Below are 20580 nucleotides of genomic sequence, written 5' to 3'. Positions count from 1 at the left end.
AATGTCATGGCTTTTTATATTGAAAAAACATGCGATAATTTGTTCCCAAATGTCCTTATAGTTGTACCAATATCTGTAATAGAACACTAGAAACTTGGTTTAACCTTTCCTTTTCGTAAATAAATGTAAAGATATACCATAAGGATCTCTTACATAACCATAACCTTCAGTATAGAACTCTGGGCTGAATGCTTTTAATACTTCACTGCCTTTTTCTATTAACTGGTCATACACACACTTAGTTTCTTCTACATGGTCAAAAGTAATACAAAGCGATATATTATTACCTTGGGTTATAGGTAAACCTTCGGTATCATCCGCAATCATAATTTTTATATCTCCAAATTGAAGTACACATTGATCAATTTTATTTAAATCTTTTTTATCGATATTAAGTTGCTTATCTGTCGGTCTATCCTTGATACGTTGGATATACAGTGTTTTAGCGCCAAACAGCTCTTCATACAACCTTTTCAAACCATCTGCATTTTCTATAATTAAAAAATAGGGACTTACTTGAAAATTCATAGTTTTTCCTCCTTAAATTTGTTATAAATAAGTATATACTGTATTAGTGTCACCTATTGATACTAAAAGGGGAATAATAATGAAAAAATCTGTTAGATTATATCATATGATTGAATACTGTAATAAAAAAAGGAATTTCAAGTTAAATGATTTAATGTCAGAATTTAATATTTCTCGTAGTACTGCTTTAAGGGATATAAAGGAAATTGAAGCATTAGGAGTGCCTTTATATAGTAGTACAGGGAAAAATGGCGGTTATATGACCATAGGTAATCGAAACCAAACGAAAATAGCAATCACAGACGAAGAATTGAAAGCTTTAGTATTTACACTTTCAAGTATCTCCAATGTTAGTAAGTTACCTTTTCAAACAGAATATCAAGAAATATTAAAAAAGTTATATAATAATTCGAATAAAAAAGAATTGATAAACCAGTATAATGAGATATTTCAATATTTTAATGAAGATACATATCAGTTCAAAAGTTATAAGATATTTAATGAAATCATTAGATTAACAATTGGTAGTAAGTCATTTAAAATCTGTTATTCACAAAACTACTTGAATGGTCAATATAAAGGTATTGGTATCTTATATAAAAATCAAAAGTGGTACTTCGTTGTTGTTAATATAGGATCAAAATTAGTGAAGTTGTTAAATATTTCTAAAATAAAAGAAGTATATGAAATAGGAGAAACTCAAGAATGTAATGAAATAACTATGCAGAATTTTCAACAGTTCATGATTGAAAACGAAAATACGATTGATATACAAATTAGAAGTAATATTATTGGATTAAATATCTTGAAAGGATACCTATGGAGTGACTATATGATTGAAAATATTAAAGAAGAGACATATTTGTTTAAATCAAAAGTGAACACGAAAGATATAGATTTTATAGCTAAATTAATAGTCACATGTGGTGCCAATGTCAAAGTAGAATCTCCTATTAGTTTGAAATATGCTGTTAAAACTGAATTAACCAAAATAATAAGTATGTACTAATAGCAAATTAATCTTAATTTTGATGAAAAAAGGTGGTAGTGCTACAGCATACATAAATAGTTATAATTAAATAAAGATGGGTCAATGAAGGTGAATTAAGTGAATAAAAATATTACAACTCTAAAATCTACTGAAAATACTATATATATGCAGTATACGGTTCATATTGATGATCAAATTATAAATAATATAAAAGAGTGTACCAAAAAGTTTAAAATTTTGCCTATGGAAAATAAAATTCCATTATCACCGATGTTACAACCAGAATATGCAGGAGAGGTACAAGATTTTATTAGTACATATAGGCAGTTTATGATTAATTTTGGTAAAGTAATATTGGATAGTCAAGGCATAAAAATACAGTTTGAAAGTGAATCACTAAGTAGTATTCAACGAGGCATTCAAGAACATTGTTACTTAAATAAGCGAACAAATGACATTGATGTGACTAAAGAATGGTATTTATGCAAATTTTCAAATCAAACATTAGAAGAGGATAAAAATCAATTGTATAATGCTTTAAAGCAACTCATGAATGATTCTAAAAATAAAAAGCAAGCTTTTCAAGAGGTGTTTAAGGTTCATATTGATATTTATCTCTACAATAAAGAAAAATCTGAATATAAGTATCAAGCATCTAGTTATTTCAATCTTGTAAAAGAAAATCCTAAAATAACTTATAAAAAAAGACATTTACAAGAGAAACAAGGGGTCAAGGGTACAACTTTCACGAACAAATTAAAATTATTGAACAAAATGTATGGTGTAGATGTTGCAAAATATCAGCCATTTTATAATTCTAATAATCCTGAATATGAAATTGATGAATTTGATGGAAGGTATATTACTCAAAGATCCAACTATGAGTTTAATAGACTCCAATATCAAGTTATAGAAATTTTATCGAAAGTTCTCGATAAGCATCCATTACCAAAGTCAGATAATAATTATAAACATACTCCTACTATTGAAAAAGCAATATTAAGAGATGATTCCCATAATTTTTATGAGTATTTTGAAGATATAATGAAAGAAATTATGAATATGGATAATTCTCCCTTACAGGAAAAATTATTGACTGATTTTACATATCAATCCCAATGTAGATGGTACTCTGAAAATAAAAAATTAAAATTGCAACTTGAAAGTTTTATGCATAAAGTTTTAGAGAGTAATTATTATGAGGGCAACAAAATATTGAGAATGATGTCTAACGCAATTGAAGAAACAATCAATGAGGCTAATGAAGATAAGTCACGTTTCAATTATTTTAAAGATTACTTTTTGACAGATGGTGGAGTGAAGAATTGGAAGCAAATTAGTGAGAATATTACTGAATTCAATGGTAAAGTTATTAACGATATCCAACATGAATATAATAAGCTACAGTCCAAGAATACAAATCAAAATCAGAAACTAAACTTTGTTTATTTATATCATTGCTTTGAGTTTAGTAATAACGTAGTAAAAGCAAAAGATAATGAAAGTAAAAATTATATCTTGTTTTTTGTAGATAAATATAAAATAAAGACACCATTTTTGGATCAATTATTAATAAATTGTTTGAATCAAGAAATAGGTCAGGAAAGTATTAACTACAATATGCAAACAATGTTTGAAAAAGAAAGATACGATAGAAGTAGTACCATTGAAAAATTAGTAGCAACAAGCAAATTTAAGTATGAAAAAGATGATTCAGATTTATTCAAACAACTTTTCAATGATGTTGAAAATTCAATAGACAGATTAGGTATTTACTTACTAAATAATGGTATAAATTCGAATTATGAAAATGCAAGATACTATAGATCGTTTTTAAAGGAACTTAGTAGAATAAAAAGTAAATTAACGCCATTTTCTCTTGAAATAAGTAACTCTAGCGGAAGAGAGCAACATTATCCTGATGATGTTGCTGATGATAAAGATGAGAGAAGAAAAAATAAAGAAGAAACATATCATGCTTTTGATGATAAAAATGATATTAACTCCAAATTAAAGAATAAAATAAATGTTTCTATCGATAATTTATTGTCGGTTAAAATTAGGAGCAATTTGTATGATATTAGTCCAAATACAAAAAAACAATAACTATAATGAGCCAACTCAAAAATGAGTTGGCTTTTTAATTGTAATTTTACGCTTCCATTACAGGAATCAATGTTATGGAAGCCATTAAGTAATTAATTTGAGTCATTTATAGTATAGATACAACGTTGTGATGTTCACATGATAATCAGCCCGGGAGATTGTTGTGTAATAACTTATAGAAGGAGCAAAGCACCATGTATCAAACAAATATACGTGATTTAATTACAAAATTGCCTCAAAGCAATAAAACAGAACACTTTTTAATGAACAAATTTTCAAATCAAGATGAAGTTCAGCAGCTGCAACAACAATTCAGCCAACTGCTAGATCAAAAATATAATGCACTTTTAGCTGATGAACAAGTTAAGTTAGACCAATATGTGGAAGTACATCATAATTTAGAGGTATTAAAGAAAGAGATTGAATCGGAACCCATTATGCTTAATATCGATAAATTACCCGATATAAAATCAAAAATGCTTGAAAAGGCTAAGAATGATGAACATTCTGATAAGATCGAAAAGCTATTTGATAGGTTAGAACAGGCATTAAATGGTACGAATCGATTATATACGCAATTATCGTTGATTGGTACACGGACACATCGAATCACAACTAAAAATTTTAATATCCAAGGCTTACCAAAATCGGTCCAACGTATGATTTTACCTTCACAATTCAAAAAGGTATATACAATCGATTTCAACTCATTTGACCCTTCGGTTGTTGGATACATGACGAAAGATTCTAAACTGATTGACTATTTGAATCATAAAGAAGGTTTATATGACGCATTACTAGAAGATTTATCACTGTCCAAAAAGGAGAAAAAGTTCGTTAAACGTGCATTTATTGGTTCGTTTCTATTTGGCGGCAACTTCGATAGCCCTAAATTCAAGTTGAAACAATATGTAAGTGAAGTGCAATGGTTGGATGCGGTCAGCCAATTTACAAAAGTCATTGAACTTAAGAAACAAATCGAAGAGCATAAAACCATGCCTATGCCTTACGGCATTGAACATGATATGAGCGCATTTCAAGGTAGCAGTATTATGGCATTTTATGTCCAAACGGTAGCGAGTTATATTTTCAAACATATTCTATTGGAAGTGTACAGAGCACAATGCGAACAAAAAACGTTTAAAATTATTGTACCCATACACGATGCGATTATGATTGAATGTGATGATGAAGTAACTGCACGTGATGTTGCTCAGCTAATGAAAAGTACAGCTAACCAGTTGTTCAATGATGAATTTGCACATGTGACAGTGGAAGAACTGGGAGGTGAAGGCCATGAATAATGATAGGGGACAAAGTTTACAAATACCCAGTAGCACACCACTCAAAGAAAATTATATATATGTAGCTACGTTACATTCTGTAAGGGAAACAAATTTCTCAGGTGATGTGAAACACCAATTCACATATGAAATTGAAGTGAATAATCAGATTGTATATGTGAATCGTAATATTTCAACACAAAAGACAGCTAAGCAGTTGTCAATCAATGATTGGCTTAAACGTCATAGTAATTATAGCTCCACTCATAAGAATTATGACCCTTACATTGATAGAAAGCATTTAATCCATGTAGGTTGCTTTAACGGTAACTATTATGTACACGATGTAGCACCATTAAATGAAACTGGAGGCATATTATAATGAAACATATATTCGATATGTTAACAAAAATAATAAGTGTGGCTAAGGAGGCAGTCGACCGTCAAGGTCTGATTGCTATCCTAACCATGAGTATTGGCAATGATGATGAAATAGAAGAAACGGTACAAGGTGAAACAGTGTATAACGAACTTATCGATCAGTTACGACTTAATATCCCAAAAGATACGGATTATCGACCTAACATCTATAGCTATTTCGGTATTAAGAAGAAACCAAGTGACACAATATTAATAGACATGATGATAAAAGTTTTTCATATCAAACGCTTCAATTCGGAACTGTATATATTCAAAATTAACGGTTGGCAAAAGATAAGTGAAGACGAGTTAAAAGGATTTGTATCAAAAATGATACAAGTACTGTTAATCGGTTATACGCCTACGCAAAGTGCACTGAATAATGTGGTTGAAGGTCTGCAAAAATCAACAGATGTAGAAGAACTTGTCGAGAACGAGCACTATATTGGTTGTGGTGAAAATATGTTCGATCTTAATACATTCAAAGTCGTTAAAAATTCAATCGACATTTTTCCAAAAACGCGATTAAATTTAGCGTTAGATAAAAATGATGAGATTACTGACCAGATACCCAAACATTTCAATCAATATATGTTAGAACTTGCGAATTATGACGATGATTTACAATACTTTCTTTTTCAACATACAGCAGTGTTACTCACTGCAGATACTAAACTACGTCGTGGACTTATTTTATATGGAACTGCAAAAAATGGGAAATCGGTCTATATCAAATTAGTTAAGTCATTCTTTTATAGTAATGATATCGTATCTAAAACACTTAATGAACTTGGGGGGCGTTTCGATAAGGAAAGCCTAATTGGTAAACGAATTATGGCAAGTGATGAAGTGGGGAAAGCAAATGTTGATGAAGCAACTGTGAATGATTTCAAAAAATTACTATCTGTTGAACCAATTCATGCTGACCGTAAAGGAAGAATGCAAGTAGAAGTTACGTTAGATTTAAAACTCATTTTTAATACGAATGCTATACTTAATTTTCCATCGACACATGCAAAAGCTCTAGAGCGTAGAATTGCTGTTATTCCATGTGAATATTATGTTGAAAAAGCTGACCCTGACTTAATTAAAAAGTTACAGGATGAAAAGAAAGAAATCTTTCTTTACTTGATGTATGTGTATAAGCAAATTGTAAAAAATGATATCGAGTACCTCCAAAATGATCGTGTTACTGAAATTTCTCATGATTGGTTAAATTTTGGATATGAATTTGTTTCTAGTAAATCAGCAAGTATTGCACATCAGAAAGCGTGTATTAATTTACTCAGAAAACTTATAGAAATCAAACCAGGATCACGAATCAAAGTATCTGAGTTAAATAAAGTTATTAATGAAGAAATAAAGGTGAGTTCTCAGGTTATTAAACAGTTAATTCAAGCAAACTTTGATACTCAAACCAAACTATACAATGGCTACGATTATTGGATTGATTTAGGTTGGAAAGAAGCCGATAAAAAAGAGATTCATGATATTTCGGAAAAAGATAATATTATTTCATTAGATAAAAATGAAAATATAACAGACGATGAGGCATTAGATGAAGAGAATTTAGACTTTGATTGGGAGGACTTTGACGATGAATAATGAACAAATTGAAGCATTTGTAGAAGTACTTGTGCCTATCATAGAAGAACGTATCAATAAAGGTAAGTAATTTAATTACGTACTACAGGCAGTTGCCTGTAGTACTCATATAATTAAGTGGTAAAAGTGATAAAAATGAAACGAAATTATAAATATATATTATCCATATGATGTTACAAGACCGATGGTCTGTAGCAATAATCTAATAAAAGGAGCGGTATGATATGAAGGGTAAAATTGCACTTTATTCGCGCGTTAGTACGTCAGAGCAGTCGGAGCATGGGTACTCAATCCATGAGCAAGAACAAGTACTCATCAAAGAGGTTGTGAAAAACTATCCAGGTTATGACTATGAAACTTATATCGATTCTGGTATATCAGGTAAAAATATTGAAGGTCGACCAGCAATGAAACGTCTATTACAAGATGTTAAGGATAATAAAATCGAAATGGTATTAAGTTGGAAATTGAATCGTATTTCTCGCTCAATGAGAGACGTTTTTAATATAATTCATGAATTCAAAGAGCATGGCGTAGGTTATAAATCGATTTCTGAGAATATTGATACATCCAATGCATCTGGTGAAGTTTTAGTTACAATGTTTGGGTTAATAGGATCAATCGAACGTTCAACACTGATCAGTAATGTCAAGATGTCTATGAATGCTAAGGCGCGTAGTGGAGAGGCAATCACCGGTCGTGTTTTAGGCTACAAATTATCACTTAATCCATTGACACAGAAAAATGATTTGGTTATCGATGAAAATGAAGCTAATATTGTACGGGAAATCTTTGATTTATATTTGAATCACAATAAAGGACTTAAAGCAATCACGACAATTCTAAATCAAAAAGGATATCGCACCATTAATCAAAAACCATTTTCAGTGTTTGGCGTGAAATATATTTTGAATAATCCAGTCTATAAAGGGTATGTCAGATTCAATAACCATCAAAATTGGGCTGTTCAGCGAAGAAGTGGTAAAAGTGATAAAAATGATGTGATATTGGTCAAAGGTAAGCATGAAGCCATTATAAGTGAAGATGTATTTGATCAAGTTCATGAGAAACTAGCTTCTAAAAGTTTTAAACCGGGTCGACCTATTGGTGGAGATTTCTACTTACGTGGCCTTATTAAATGCCCAGAGTGCGGCAATAATATGGTATGTCGACGGACTTATTATAAAACCAAAAAGTCAAAAGAACGAACAATCAAGCGTTATTACATTTGTTCATTATTTAACCGTTCTGGGAGTTCTGCCTGTCATAGTAATGCGATTAATGCTGAAGTCGTCGAACGCGTAATCAATGTTCATTTGAATCGTATTCTTTCACAACCTGATGTTATTAAGCAGATTGCGTCAAATGTGATAGAAGAACTGAAACAAAAGCATAGTAAACAAACAGAAATAAAATATGATATTGATAGTCTAGAAAAACAAAAAGCAAAAGTTAAAACACAACAAGAACGATTGTTAGAATTGTTCTTAGATGATCAAATGGATAGCGAAATGTTAAAAGCAAAACAAAGTCAGATGAATGGACAACTAGAGATGCTAGATAAGCAAATTAAAGAAGCACAACAAGCTACGGAATCACAAGCTGAAGTACCAAATTATGATAAACTTAAGAGCCACTTAACCATGATGATTAGCCGATTTAGTGTCTATTTAAGAGAAGCTACACCAGAAGCAAAAAATCAACTTATGAAGATGTTGATTGACTCTATTGAAATTACGACAGATAAACAAGTAAAACTTGTAAGGTATAAAATTGATGAAAGTCTTATCCCTCAATCTTTGAAAAAAGATTGGGGGTCTTTTTTTATGCCTAAATTCCAATTCGAGATAGACGGTCGAAAGAATTATTTCATCGACCAAATTACCACTTTTACCACTTAGTTCTTAGTGACAAAAGTGAGAGAAATGAAATAAAAATCAAATATATATTATCTAAATGATGTATCACATGTATACATCAACCAAATACATTAGGAGGTCATAACAATGACATTGGAACAACAACTCAAGCACTATATAACCAACTTATTCAAACTGCCAAAAGATGAAAAGTGGGAATGTGAATCTATCGAAGAAATCGCTGATGATATCCTACCTGACAAATATGTACGACTTGGTCCACTCTGTAATAAAATACTTCAAACCTATACCTACTACTCTGATACACTTCACGAAAGTAATCTCTATCCGTTCATTCTCTATTATCAGAAACAGCTCATAGCCATCGGCTATATCGATGAAAATCATGATATGGATTTCTTATTTCTACACAACACTATCATGCCCCTTTTGGACCAACGATACTTACTAACAGGAGGATAATAATATGCATAAATATATCAAAATCACACAGCTAGCAATCACTATCCTAAGCGAAATCATTACATGGATGAAAGAATCAGAACGAAAGGAGATATCTTATGAATAGATATATCACCCGTGGTATCGCCAACAACTTACCTATCACATTACAACATCAATTATGGGAACTCGTATCTGAGCGAGAACAAAAACAATCAAAAGGCAAGGAATCATTGGATTATTTTCATATATTCCAATTAAATATGCACAATAACCAACTATATATCAAACACAAACAAGAACGTCCTGAGTACGTCAAAACTCATAAAGCGAATTATTCAAAAGCTATCAATATGAATAAGGTCTACATTATCCGAGAAGATGATGTAGACCTTTCTTATTACGTCATGTTACTACCCGAAGAATACTAATTAAGGAGAAAAAACATATGAAAACAATCAAAAGCACATTACAAACTGAAGCCATATTCAGTGATGACCAACAACATCGTTATCTACTTAAGAAAACATGGGACAGTGAAAAACAAACAATCACAATCATCACAATGTATCCGCATTATGATGGCATTCTCAATATTGACCTAACCACACAACTCATTATGAACAAAGTTTCAGAAATGGATGCATTTGGCTCAATCAATTTTGTGAATCTATACTCTAATATTACAACCCCTATCAATCTCAAACATTTAGAAAATGCCTATGATAATCATACAGGCATTCAGATTATGAAGGCAGTGAAAGAATCAGATGAAGTGATATTAGCATGGGGTGCTTACGCTAAAAAACCCATTGTTGAAACGCGTGTCAATGAAGTATTAGAAATGTTGAAACCACATAAGAAGAAAGTAAAACAACTCGTGAACCCCGTAACCAAAGAAATCATGCATCCCCTTAATCCGAAAGCGAGACAGAAATGGACTTTGAAAGTATAACTTATATATGGATGTAAACGATGAAGGAAATCAATATTGTTTCACTACAAATGATAAAATCAGATAGATTAAGTTACCTAAAAAAATCGTATTTCAAACCCTGAGGATGCGGCAGAAATCTTGCGTTCATTCATTGGAAACAGTGACTGAGAACATCTCATTCTCATATGTATGAATAGTAAAAATGAACCTACACACATTCAAACATTATCGATTGGATCTATTAACCAAACAGTGATTCATCCCAGGGAAATATTCAAAACAGCGATACTCAGTAACGCAAACAGTATTATTTTAGGCCATAATCATCCAAGTGGAGATGTAACGCCCTCTCCTGAAGATATCAATGTAACCGAACGGTTAATGCTCATCAGTGAAATGATGGGCATTTTATTTTATGACCATATTATTTTCTCCGATAGTAACACCTATTCCATTAGACAACATGATTTAAAGGTAGAGGTATAGCCGTATTTTGTCACTACCATTATTTCGTCACTTTCCAATATTTATAAAATCCCTTTATATCAATGTCTTCATCTAAAAAATATTTTTCACAACTTTTATTAAATATACGGAGAATTGACTTATTGTGACAATCCTATTTTGTAATATATAACTTAAAGGAGGTGACATATTGGATCGTGCATTTCGAATATTAACAATATACCATCGGTTACTACAAAATAAATCTGTCAACAAACAATCACTTACATTAGAACTTGAGACAAGCCCTCGGACGATACAAAGAGATATCGACGATATCAGAAATTTTTTATATGAAAGTAAATCATGGATCAGTACAACCAAAGAAATTACGTACGATTATAAGTCAGAAAGTTATAAGCTCGAACAAGATAAAGATGAAAATATGTATTTTATGTATGATATTTTGACTGCTTTGTACCTAACTACACCCAAATTAAGTCATTACTTTTATCAATATCTTAAATCATTAATCATCAGACATCATTCAGGTCATCGAACTACATTATTAAAAAATCTTAACCGCTTTGAAATTGATGAAAATCAAGCAGGTATTTCGTCATCATCATTAGCTGTTCAAGCAATGAACGAAAATAAATATCTTCAATACAATCAAAAATTATTATTACCTTTATCGATGTACTATCAAATGCATGCTTTTCACTTAGTATATCGAATGGACGATGAAATTTATATCGATGATATTAATCAAATAAATCTGAGTTTGTCTGAAAAATCTGTAGATACACATGAAAAATTAAAGTTACAAACCTATATCACGTTTGAAATTTCTAAAGATGTGTGGTTAAAAATGCATCGATATTATCAAATTCATGTAATAGAAAAATATGATACGCATTATCTTATTGTCACTTTCAAAATGACAAAACTCGAAGCGATTCAACTCTGTTTTATGTATCGATCCAATATACGTATCATTTCACCCCCTGATTTAAGAGAGCAAGTGATTGATGAATTACTTTTATTACAATCAACTTATTTAAAACAACAGATTCAAGAGTAAACAAAGCAGACAATGCTTTACAAATAATATTAATAATAATGAAAGGAATGGTAATCATGAGTAACATCATAAAAACGATAGGCAAAGGCATTGGGAAAGGTGTCGGTGCAGCAGCATATTATTCAGTTGCGACCGTTGGCGCAGCCATCGGTGCGATTTGGGAAACAACAGGCGATAGAGGTTTGATGAGAGACGCTTTAAGTGATAGTTCAAACCAAGACTTAATGGAAATATATGATATACAGAAGAAAGATGATGGTGATTACGATACTTATATTGCAGCTAAATCCTTATTACAAGAGAGAGGATTCACTTATAATCACGAAACGAACAAATGGGAAAAATAACAGGGAGTGAAATAAATGGAATTTGTATATTATGAAGCGAAATCTTTAAACGATTTTGAAAATGAATTGAAAACACTTGCTTTAAATAAAAAATATACATTCAGTAAGGATATTGAAGTCCTTAAAGAGGATGAAATTCTAGAAAAATCGAGTAGCCACGAACGCGAACTATTAAAAGTATTTACAGATAATGCGCAAATAACAACGTATCATTTTAAGAGTCATAAAAGTAATTACTTAATTATTATTGGAGAAACAAAGACACCTAATGTCATAGGCTTAACAGTTATTTTTGATAAAAAACCTTTTAAACAAATGGGTAAAGCTGCATTAGGAACCTTAATAGGATTAACTGCTATGTCTGGAGGTAGTCTACTACTTGCCGCAGCAGGTCTAGGTATTATAGGTTCTTATTTCAAAAGAACATTCACAATAAAAGGACCACTAGGTAAAGAAATAGCAAGAATTATAGAAAATTACTTTGGTGAACCTGTAGAAATTAAAGCATAATACAGAAGTTACTATTTTTAAAAGCGCATTGATTTCAAAATGTGTTCTTTTTTTAAATTATTTTAACAATAAATATAGAAAAGCGTAGCAAAATAGATTAATATAAAATTAAAATAAATATAGAATGGGGATAATGATGTGAAGAAAGTTTTCGCCAGTTTAGGCGTTATTTTATTAGTTGCAGTATTGGGAGTTACAGTTGTATTTGCATATGGGAGTTATAAAGATTTAGAACTTAAAAAAGAAGAGTCTAAATTAGCTGACAAAAAGCAAAGTACTACAAATAAAAAAGAAAAGAATAAAGATAATCAAACTAATACAAATCAAGAACAAATAACATCTACAAATGAACAAAATATAGACAATTCAGATGACCCAAATAACATTATGAAAAATGATGCAAATGGTGATGGAGTTATTACTAGAGATGAAATGACACCTGAACTAGAGAAACTAGAAAAAGAAGGTAAATTCCAAGTAGCTACCAAAGGCATTGATACGAATGATGAGAAAAACGAAGACAATCAACCTAAATATACAGCAGAAGATGCTAAAAACATGTCTGATGATGAATTCTTAGATGCATATAAAGAAGGCATGAGTGAAGAGGAAGCTGCCGCTGTTGATAGTAGAGCTGAAGGTTCTGGAGATTATATTGGTTATTTAAGAGGACAAGTTGAAGCACGCGCCAATGGTCAAGGCGGCAATTATTAAATTTAAGGATGAAGAAATCATGAAAAAATTATTAAGTACAATAACAGTAATTGCCATCATTGGCATATTAGCAGCTGTTGGATTTTTTGGATACAACAAATATCAGGAAGTAGAGTTAGAAAAAAATAAATTACAAGCTCAGCAAAAAGAATATGACGACAATAATTCACAAAATATTAGTGAAATATCTAATAATGAGAATCAATCGAATGAAAGTCAAAATAATAGTCAAGAGCAATCTACAACAGAAGAAGATACAAGTGATGACCAACAAGTAACTAGAGATAATGTTTTTGATTATGCTATTGCAGCTGTAAACGAAGTAGGAGATGCAGACTTATTAAAATTCCAAGAACCGGAATACAATGGTTCAGAATGGACAATTAATGCAAATAATAAATCAGGGGCTGGCGCTAATACCATAGTAGTTAAAGATGATGAAACAGTTCAAATTTGGAATGGACCTAAAACAGCTATGGATCACGAAACTAAAATTAATTTATAAACAAGTGGATTAATAGGTCTACATCGTACATTAGGATGATGTAGACCTTTCTTATTATGTCATTTTACTAACTGAAGAAATATTTAGTCACGATAATCAAATTCTTTACTCAAAAAGATATGAGATGAAAAGAAGCCTGTTTGTACAATAATTTTGTACAATAATAACGATGTATCCTCAATTAGATGGTGTATTATCACTTGATCTCACAACTGTTCTTATTCTCGATCAATTAGCGAATTCTGAACAATATGGCGATGTATACCCTGTAAATTTATTCTCTAATATCAAAACCCCTGAGAACCTTAAACATATCAAAGAACCCTATAATAAGCATACAGACATCCATTTGATGAAAGCAATTAGTGAAAGTGAAACAGTGATTCTAGCTTATGGAGCTTATACAAAGCGACCCGTTGTCGTCGAACGTGTTAAGCAAGTGATGGAAATGTTAAAACCTCATAAAAAGAAAGTAAAAAAGCTCATTAATCCAGTAACAGATGAAGTCATGCATCCACTCAACCCTAAAGCACGTCAAAAATGGACACTAAAATAAAGGAGGATTATCTATGAACGATGACATTACACAGTCAGATTGGAAAACGATTGCTAGTTGTTTAGCATCACAAAATTATGTATCAATAGTAAAAGGTTTAGTATATCATTTCGCAGCGATCGAGGACGAGGAAATACTTGATAAAATCTATGATGATTTTATGAATGATGACTCTATAACAACGGTACTTAACAATGATTTTCAAAATATTATTAATCGCTATTTAACAAAATGAAATGTATATTTCAATAAAAATAGAGCATCCTTCACTTTGCGGTGAGGGATGCTCTATTAGTTTATTTTTTTATTGGTTACTCGCCATAAGCTCTGCTTGTTCTACGACTTGCTCTACAGCCATTTTTTGTAAATCTGGTGGATAGCCATATTTTTTAAGCAATCGTCTAACAGCTACGCGCATTTTAGCTTTTGCGCTATCACGTTTAGACCAATCAACTCCCATATTTTCTTTCACTGTTTTAGTTAATTCATGAGCAATCGCACGTAGTTCTTTGTCTTCCATCGCTTTTTTCGCTGTTTCATGTGAAACTAAAGCATCATAAAATGCGATTTCATCTGAATTTAAACCTAATTCATTTCCTCGTTGTTGTTCTTGTTTAATATCTTTAGCGAGTTGAATGAGTTCTTCAATCACTTTAGATGTTTCAATGGAACGACTATTATATTTATTAATCGAGTTTCCTAACATTTCAGAGAAACGCTTAGATACTGTCGCGTTCGTTTTCATTAATGATTTGACTTGACCCTTGAGTAATCGATTTAATAATTCTACCGCTACATTTTTTTGTTTCAATCCTTCGACATTTTTTAAGAAATCATCTGATAGGATTGATAAATCGGGTTGTTCAAGACCTAGCGTTTGATAAACGTCAATGACATCTTCAGTCACAACAGATTGTGACACAAGTTGATTAATCTCTGCTTCAACTTCTGCAGGCGTTTTACGTGTTTTTCCTTCTTTTGATGGTTGTAACAATTTAACAAGTCCTGCTTTAACCGCTTTAAAGAAGGCAATTTCATCGTTGAGTTCTTGGGCTGTAGGTTCAGTCGCACAAAGCGCAAAGGCTTTGCCTAACTCTGTGACCGTTTTAATAAAACGTTGACGTTCATCTTCACCTAAATCAATTACATAATCCATCGTATTCGATATTGTATAATAACGTTCAGATTTTTTATCTGAATTAAATTTAGAATAATCAAGATTATATAACATATCTTGAATTACATCATATTTCAATAACATCAATTCAACCGCTTTATCTGTATCTATCGCTGTTTGAGCTTGATCAGATTCTGTATATTCTTTAAGTGCCTCTTTTAAGCTTTCAGCGATACCTACATAATCGACAATTAAACCACCCGGCTTATCTTTAAACACTCGATTAACTCGAGCAATTGCTTGCATCAAATTATGTCCTTTCATCGGTTTATCAATATACATCGTATGCATAGAAGGGACATCAAACCCTGTCAGCCACATATCTCGAACAATCACAAGTTGTAATTCATCATTCACATCTTTCATACGTTTTTCTAATAAATTGCGACGTTTTTTAGGACCAATATGTCTTTGGAAAGAAGCTGGATCACTAGATGAACCCGTCATTACCACTTTAATGACTCCTTTATCATCATCATCTGAATGCCATTCTGGTTTTAGACGAATGATTTCATCATATAAATCAACAGCAATTCGACGACTCATCGTTACAATCATTCCTTTGCCTTTCATCGCTTGTTGACGTGTTTCAAAGTGTTGGATGATATCTTTGGCTAGGGCTTCTACACGAGGTTTTGCGCCTGCTAAAGCTTCAATACGGGACCATTTTGATTTTAAACGCTGTTTTACATCCTCTTCTTGATCTTCAGTAATGTCATTATACGCTTCATCTAAATCTAAACTTTGAGGTAGATTTAATGGAATTACACGACTTTCATAGTAAATTTTAACGGTGCTTCCATCAGCGACGGCTTGTGTCATATCATAAACATCGATATAGTTTCCGAAAACCATTTGCGTATTTTTATCCGTTGAAGCTACGGGCGTACCCGTAAATCCTACAAACGTCGCATTCGGTAAAGCATCTCTTAAATACTTCGCATAACCATATTTAATGCCTTCCCCTTTATCATCGTATTTTGCATTAAAACCATATTGTGTACGATGCGCTTCATCTGCCATAACAATCACATTTTTACGTTCTGTTAGGGCAGCCATGGTCGTTTCATTTTGTTCAGGTTCAAATTTTTGCATCGTTGTAAATACAATACCGCCCGACTCAACAGATAATAATGATTTTAATTCTTTACGTGTTTCAGCTTGTTTTGGTGTTTGTCTTAATAATCCTTTACCAGAGCGACCTTTTGATTTAACAAACGTACTGTATAGTTGGTTATCTAAATCATTACGATCTGTTATGACAACTAAGGTAGGATTATTAAGCATTTGAATTAATTTTCCAGAGAAAAAGACCATGGTTAAACTTTTACCAGACCCTTGAGTATGCCAAATAACGCCGCCTTTACCATCACCCTGCCCAGATGAAGCTAATAAAGCTCTATCAACAGCTTTATTAACAGCATAGTATTGATGATACGCTGCTAGAATTTTACTGATATGTCCTTTACCATCATCTTGGAATAAGACAAAATATCGAATTAAATCAAGTAAGGTTTCTGGATTTAGCATCCCATGAATCAGCACATCTAAACTAGCTAAACTTGATGATGATTCCGTTTCTCCATCTTTAGAACGCCAAGTCATAAAACGATCATAATTTGCGGTTAGGGAGCCCGCCTTTGTATTAATACCATCACTTGTAACAAGAACTTCATTAAATGTAAATAATTGTGGAATACGCATTTTATATGTTTCTAATTGACGATAGCCGTCTTCGACGCCTACGGTTTCAATGGTTGAATTTTTAAGTTCAATCACAACGATAGGGAAGCCATTGATAAAGAGTACAATATCGGGACGTTTTGTATAGTCTCCATTAACGACCGTGAATTGTTTGACTGCTAAAAAATCATTGTTTTGTGGATATTCAAAATCAACGATTTTAACAATTTCTACTACCGATTGTCCTTCGTCATCATAGTCTTCGATTTCAATACCATTGATCAAATTTTCATGAAAAGTAAGGTTATTTTCTAAAAGATTGGGCGACTTCTCTAAAGTTAGTTCATGTATCGCTTTTTCAATAAAACGAGGATGAATATCTGAATTAATTTTTCTTAACGCCTTTTCTAATCGTTCATGAAGGACAACGTCTTTATCACTTTTACGTTCTGGCGTTAGACCTGTCATACTAATCTCATTACCTTTTTTATAGTCATAGCCTAGTGATTGTAACCATTCTAATGCGACTTGTTCTAAATCATCTTCATTAAATTGAAAGTTCATCACTATTCACCTCAATATCATCAGATATTTCTAGTTCTCCAGACATTAGTTTAGGAAGAAGAGTATCTCGTAATTGAGTTAATTTACCAATTTCTGATCTTAATATTTTCATTTCTTCCATATATGGAGTGATTATTTCAGAATATTTTTTTACAATACTATCTTCAATTGCTAATTTATAATTAACAGCTATTGTTGGTTTTACTCTTTGTCTACTATTTGTTGAACCGGTAGTATTAGCTTTTAAATAATCTATAAATTGAGAATTAAGACATATATTATATATGAATGAATTAATTTTATTATTAGGAGATTCCATTACAACAAATTCTGATGAAGCAACATTTAATTTTTTATTATCTATTACAGGTAACCAAATCCTTTTAGTATCAGGATTCATTTTTGAAAATAATACGCAATTGTTATTAATAATCCATTTATTACTTTTTATTTTATTGACTTCTTCCTCTATAGCTTGTTCTTCATTATCATAAGCAGGTAAACTAAAATGTTTAACTGTTACTTCTTCACTCTTTTTAGGATTAAAAGTTTCCTTTTTATGACTTGCTATATCTTTTAATTTATAGATTTTCCAATTACTTGGTATCTTACCTAACTCACTATCAATCATTTCTCCACCACTAGATTTATAGGGATTACCCTCTTCATTTGGAAATTCAAAATCTACAAACCAACGTTTAAACAATGTTTGTGATAGTTCCTCTAGGTTTGCTATGATTTTTTTATTTATTTCTATTTTATCTTCTAGTTCATCTAAAACTTTGATAACTACATCTTGATAGTTAACTTCTGGAATAGAGATTGGTAATTTTTTTACCATCGATTTATTAAATTCTACTTGTCCAGTAGACCCAGCTAAAAACTCATTTAAGATCATATTTTGAAATTTATTTGTTCTCATTTGATAATATAAAAAACGACTTCTTAATTTATTTTCATCAGTTCTTATAATAGTTATATGAGAGTCAACAAACATCTTTTCGGGTTGAAATTTGAAATGATAAACTCGTCCAACGGTGCCAGTACCAGTCGAATTAATTAGTAAGTCATTTTTTTTAACAAAGTGTCTTGAATCAACTTTTATTTCATTATTATGAAATTTTAAAAATTCTTTATTTAATCCACTCCATTGAATTGCTTTTTGATTGATAACTGGTATTCCATTAGTCGAATACTTGGGTTGCTTTCCTCTGTAAATATAAGTAGCATAATCTTCTAAAATTCCATTAAACTCCATAACCTAGTCCCTCCAATGATTTACGGATTTGGTCTTCAAGTTCTTTTGATTTTGCGAATTGTTCACTTAATTCAGAAGTAATACGTTCCATTTTTTGTTCAAAAGGTTCTTCATCTTCTTCAATGTCAGCTAAACCAACATATCGTCCAGGTGTTAAAATGTATTCATTATTCTTAACTTCTTCTAAATTAGCTACTTTACAAAAACCAGCTATATCTTCATATGATTTATCGTTTGTACCTCTCCAAGCATGATATGTTTGTGCTACTTTTTGAATATCTTCATCTGAAAATTCTTTTAATGTTCTAGATACCATATGACCGATTTCACGAGCATCAATAAATAAAATTCCATTTTTACGTTCTTTTTTACCATTTTGACCTTTATTATTACTAATGAACCAAAGACATACAGGTATTTGTGTTGAATAAAAGAGTTGTCCAGGTAAAGTAACAATACATTCCACTAAATCTTGTTCAATCAAATTTTTACGAATTTCTAATTCGTCTTTTCCGCTTGTAGACATTGAGCCGTTAGCTAATACAAACCCTGCTGTACCGTTAGGTGCTAATTTTGAAATCATATGTTCAATCCATGCATAGTTGGCATTACCTTTTGGCGGAATACCAAATTGCCAACGGTAATCATCAAGTAATCGTTCTTGTCCCCAATCACTTGCATTAAAAGGAGGATTGGCTAATATGTAATCTGCCTTTAATCCTTTATGTAGATCATTATGGAATGTATCAGCATTTCGTTCACCTAAATTATTATCAATTCCACGAATCGCTAAGTTCATTTTAGCTAATTTCCAAGTGGTAGGATTAGACTCTTGTCCGTAAATTGCAATATCGTCTAATCGACCTTGATGTTTTTCAACAAAGCGTTCACTTTGTACAAACATCCCACCTGAACCACAACATGGATCGTAAATACGGCCTTTATAAGGCTCAATCATCTCAACTAATAATTTTACAATTGACGACGGTGTATAGAATTCTCCAGCATTTTTACCTTCAGCACTTGCAAACTTAGCAATAAAGTACTCATACACGCGACCTAGTACATCTTGTTTACGACTCTCTGTATCGCCAACTTTAAATGTAAATAAATCAATAATATCGCCTAATTTTTCTTTATCTAACGCAGGACGCGCATATTCTTTAGGTAACACACCTTTTAATGATTCATTTTCTTTTTCAATCGCAATCATTGCTTTATCAATCAATTGTCCAATTTCAGGTTTCTTAGCATTATCATTGATATATTGCCATCTTGCTTCTTTTGGAACCCAGAAAATGTTTTCTGCTAAATATTCATCTTGATCCTCTTCATCAGCATAAGGATCTTGCTTCAATTCTTCATACTTTTCTTCAAAAGAATCCGATACATATTTTAAAAAGATTAAACCTAATGCTACATTTTTATACTCAGCAGCATCCATGCTTCCTCTCAATTTATCGGCAGCTTGCCATAATTTTTCTTCAAAACCTATAGTTGCCATTAATAACACCTCTTAAATATAATGTTAAACCAACTATAGCAAA

19 protein-coding genes and 2 pseudogenes are annotated in these 20580 nt (G+C 31.5%); 17 read left to right on the top strand and 4 right to left on the bottom strand.

Annotated elements, in window-relative coordinates:
* Positions 1-99: 99 nt before the first annotated feature.
* The gene (locus SBL16_RS07355; RefSeq protein ID WP_002490405.1) at positions 100-528 is read right to left on the bottom strand and encodes a VOC family protein; all 429 of its coding nucleotides are present in this window, start codon (positions 526-528) and stop codon (positions 100-102) included.
* A gap of 79 nt (positions 529-607) precedes the next feature.
* Here SBL16_RS07355 and SBL16_RS07350 point away from each other — a divergent pair, with 79 nt between their 5' ends.
* The 17 genes and pseudogenes from SBL16_RS07350 (at position 608) to SBL16_RS07270 (ending at position 14586) form a co-directional block, all read left to right on the top strand.
* Entirely contained in the window at positions 608-1537 is a 930-nt protein-coding gene (locus SBL16_RS07350; protein WP_048665469.1) for a helix-turn-helix transcriptional regulator, read from the top strand.
* 99 nt (positions 1538-1636) lie between these two features.
* Positions 1637-3625 (top strand): hypothetical protein, encoded by a 1989-nt coding sequence (locus tag SBL16_RS07345; RefSeq protein ID WP_317953478.1) that lies wholly within the window; start codon positions 1637-1639, stop codon positions 3623-3625.
* A gap of 194 nt (positions 3626-3819) precedes the next feature.
* Entirely contained in the window at positions 3820-4929 is a 1110-nt protein-coding gene (locus SBL16_RS07340) for a hypothetical protein (RefSeq protein WP_237645114.1), read from the top strand.
* A complete protein-coding gene (locus SBL16_RS07335) occupies positions 4922-5290 on the top strand; it encodes a hypothetical protein (protein WP_237645113.1) in 369 nt (122 codons plus the stop codon). The genes SBL16_RS07340 and SBL16_RS07335 overlap by 8 nt, the downstream gene beginning before the upstream one ends.
* Positions 5290-6933: a DUF5906 domain-containing protein gene (locus SBL16_RS07330; protein ID WP_117217021.1), complete on the top strand. Its 1644-nt coding sequence runs from the start codon at positions 5290-5292 to the stop codon at positions 6931-6933. The genes SBL16_RS07335 and SBL16_RS07330 overlap by 1 nt, the downstream gene beginning before the upstream one ends.
* A gap of 224 nt (positions 6934-7157) precedes the next feature.
* Positions 7158-8834, top strand: coding sequence for a cassette chromosome recombinase CcrC (gene ccrC / locus SBL16_RS07325; RefSeq protein WP_031796661.1), 1677 nt, complete (start codon positions 7158-7160; stop codon positions 8832-8834).
* A gap of 105 nt (positions 8835-8939) precedes the next feature.
* Positions 8940-9275, top strand: coding sequence for an SAUGI family uracil-DNA glycosylase inhibitor (locus tag SBL16_RS07320; RefSeq protein WP_117206108.1), 336 nt, complete (start codon positions 8940-8942; stop codon positions 9273-9275).
* Positions 9276-9373: 98 nt separating this feature from the next.
* Positions 9374-9685 (top strand): DUF960 family protein, encoded by a 312-nt coding sequence (locus SBL16_RS07315; protein WP_031796663.1) that lies wholly within the window; start codon positions 9374-9376, stop codon positions 9683-9685.
* A 17-nt stretch (positions 9686-9702) separates the two neighbouring features.
* Complete coding sequence (locus SBL16_RS07310) at positions 9703-10209, top strand: DUF1643 domain-containing protein (RefSeq protein WP_031796664.1); 507 nt, start codon at positions 9703-9705, stop codon at positions 10207-10209.
* A 20-nt stretch (positions 10210-10229) separates the two neighbouring features.
* Positions 10230-10677: pseudogene (locus tag SBL16_RS07305) on the top strand (JAB domain-containing protein).
* A gap of 169 nt (positions 10678-10846) precedes the next feature.
* The gene (locus SBL16_RS07300) at positions 10847-11719 is read left to right on the top strand and encodes a helix-turn-helix transcriptional regulator (RefSeq protein ID WP_237645102.1); all 873 of its coding nucleotides are present in this window, start codon (positions 10847-10849) and stop codon (positions 11717-11719) included.
* Positions 11720-11775: 56 nt separating this feature from the next.
* Positions 11776-12066, top strand: coding sequence for a hypothetical protein (locus SBL16_RS07295; protein WP_031796673.1), 291 nt, complete (start codon positions 11776-11778; stop codon positions 12064-12066).
* A 15-nt stretch (positions 12067-12081) separates the two neighbouring features.
* Complete coding sequence (locus SBL16_RS07290) at positions 12082-12576, top strand: hypothetical protein (RefSeq protein WP_237645104.1); 495 nt, start codon at positions 12082-12084, stop codon at positions 12574-12576.
* Between the two features lie 138 nt (positions 12577-12714).
* The gene (locus tag SBL16_RS07285) at positions 12715-13290 is read left to right on the top strand and encodes a hypothetical protein (RefSeq protein WP_031796675.1); all 576 of its coding nucleotides are present in this window, start codon (positions 12715-12717) and stop codon (positions 13288-13290) included.
* A gap of 19 nt (positions 13291-13309) precedes the next feature.
* Positions 13310-13795 (top strand): hypothetical protein, encoded by a 486-nt coding sequence (locus SBL16_RS07280; protein ID WP_317953464.1) that lies wholly within the window; start codon positions 13310-13312, stop codon positions 13793-13795.
* Positions 13796-13949: 154 nt separating this feature from the next.
* Positions 13950-14351, top strand: a pseudogene (locus SBL16_RS07275) (DUF1643 domain-containing protein); the annotation flags it as partial.
* 13 nt (positions 14352-14364) lie between these two features.
* Complete coding sequence (locus SBL16_RS07270; protein ID WP_317953462.1) at positions 14365-14586, top strand: hypothetical protein; 222 nt, start codon at positions 14365-14367, stop codon at positions 14584-14586.
* 69 nt (positions 14587-14655) lie between these two features.
* Here SBL16_RS07270 and SBL16_RS07265 read toward each other — a convergent pair whose 3' ends face one another.
* The 3 genes from SBL16_RS07265 to SBL16_RS07255 are packed head-to-tail and all read right to left on the bottom strand — an operon-like array spanning position 14656 to position 20537.
* Positions 14656-17775 (bottom strand): type I restriction endonuclease subunit R, encoded by a 3120-nt coding sequence (locus tag SBL16_RS07265; RefSeq protein WP_317953461.1) that lies wholly within the window; start codon positions 17773-17775, stop codon positions 14656-14658.
* Positions 17759-19033: a restriction endonuclease subunit S gene (locus SBL16_RS07260; RefSeq protein ID WP_002504701.1), complete on the bottom strand. Its 1275-nt coding sequence runs from the start codon at positions 19031-19033 to the stop codon at positions 17759-17761. Before SBL16_RS07260 ends, SBL16_RS07265 begins: the two co-directional genes overlap by 17 nt.
* Positions 19023-20537, bottom strand: coding sequence for a type I restriction-modification system subunit M (locus SBL16_RS07255; protein ID WP_117206115.1), 1515 nt, complete (start codon positions 20535-20537; stop codon positions 19023-19025). Before SBL16_RS07255 ends, SBL16_RS07260 begins: the two co-directional genes overlap by 11 nt.
* Between the last annotated feature and the right edge of the window lie 43 nt (positions 20538-20580).

Source organism: Staphylococcus sp. NWU MK-U1 (assembly GCF_033283505.1).
In the GTDB taxonomy this organism is placed as follows: Bacteria; Bacillota; Bacilli; order Staphylococcales; family Staphylococcaceae; genus Staphylococcus; species Staphylococcus haemolyticus.
The sequence above is the reverse complement of the archived record's forward strand: the minus strand, read 5'-3'. Positions and strand labels throughout refer to the sequence as shown.

Bases quoted from the DNA above. Each gene is read 5' to 3' on its own strand.
- SBL16_RS07355 (WP_002490405.1), bottom strand. From the start codon at position 528: ATGAATTTTCAAGTAAGTCCCTATTTTTTAATTATAGAAAATGCAGAT.
- SBL16_RS07350 (WP_048665469.1), top strand. From the start codon at position 608: ATGAAAAAATCTGTTAGATTATATCATATGATTGAATACTGTAATAAA.
- SBL16_RS07340 (WP_237645114.1), top strand. From the start codon at position 3,820: ATGTATCAAACAAATATACGTGATTTAATTACAAAATTGCCTCAAAGC.
- SBL16_RS07335 (WP_237645113.1), top strand. From the start codon at position 4,922: ATGAATAATGATAGGGGACAAAGTTTACAAATACCCAGTAGCACACCA.
- SBL16_RS07330 (WP_117217021.1), top strand. From the start codon at position 5,290: ATGAAACATATATTCGATATGTTAACAAAAATAATAAGTGTGGCTAAG.
- ccrC (WP_031796661.1), top strand. From the start codon at position 7,158: ATGAAGGGTAAAATTGCACTTTATTCGCGCGTTAGTACGTCAGAGCAG.
- SBL16_RS07320 (WP_117206108.1), top strand. From the start codon at position 8,940: ATGACATTGGAACAACAACTCAAGCACTATATAACCAACTTATTCAAA.
- SBL16_RS07315 (WP_031796663.1), top strand. From the start codon at position 9,374: ATGAATAGATATATCACCCGTGGTATCGCCAACAACTTACCTATCACA.
- SBL16_RS07310 (WP_031796664.1), top strand. From the start codon at position 9,703: ATGAAAACAATCAAAAGCACATTACAAACTGAAGCCATATTCAGTGAT.
- SBL16_RS07295 (WP_031796673.1), top strand. From the start codon at position 11,776: ATGAGTAACATCATAAAAACGATAGGCAAAGGCATTGGGAAAGGTGTC.
- SBL16_RS07290 (WP_237645104.1), top strand. From the start codon at position 12,082: ATGGAATTTGTATATTATGAAGCGAAATCTTTAAACGATTTTGAAAAT.
- SBL16_RS07280 (WP_317953464.1), top strand. From the start codon at position 13,310: ATGAAAAAATTATTAAGTACAATAACAGTAATTGCCATCATTGGCATA.
- SBL16_RS07270 (WP_317953462.1), top strand. From the start codon at position 14,365: ATGAACGATGACATTACACAGTCAGATTGGAAAACGATTGCTAGTTGT.
- SBL16_RS07265 (WP_317953461.1), bottom strand. From the start codon at position 17,775: ATGAACTTTCAATTTAATGAAGATGATTTAGAACAAGTCGCATTAGAA.
- SBL16_RS07260 (WP_002504701.1), bottom strand. From the start codon at position 19,033: ATGGAGTTTAATGGAATTTTAGAAGATTATGCTACTTATATTTACAGA.
- SBL16_RS07255 (WP_117206115.1), bottom strand. From the start codon at position 20,537: ATGGCAACTATAGGTTTTGAAGAAAAATTATGGCAAGCTGCCGATAAA.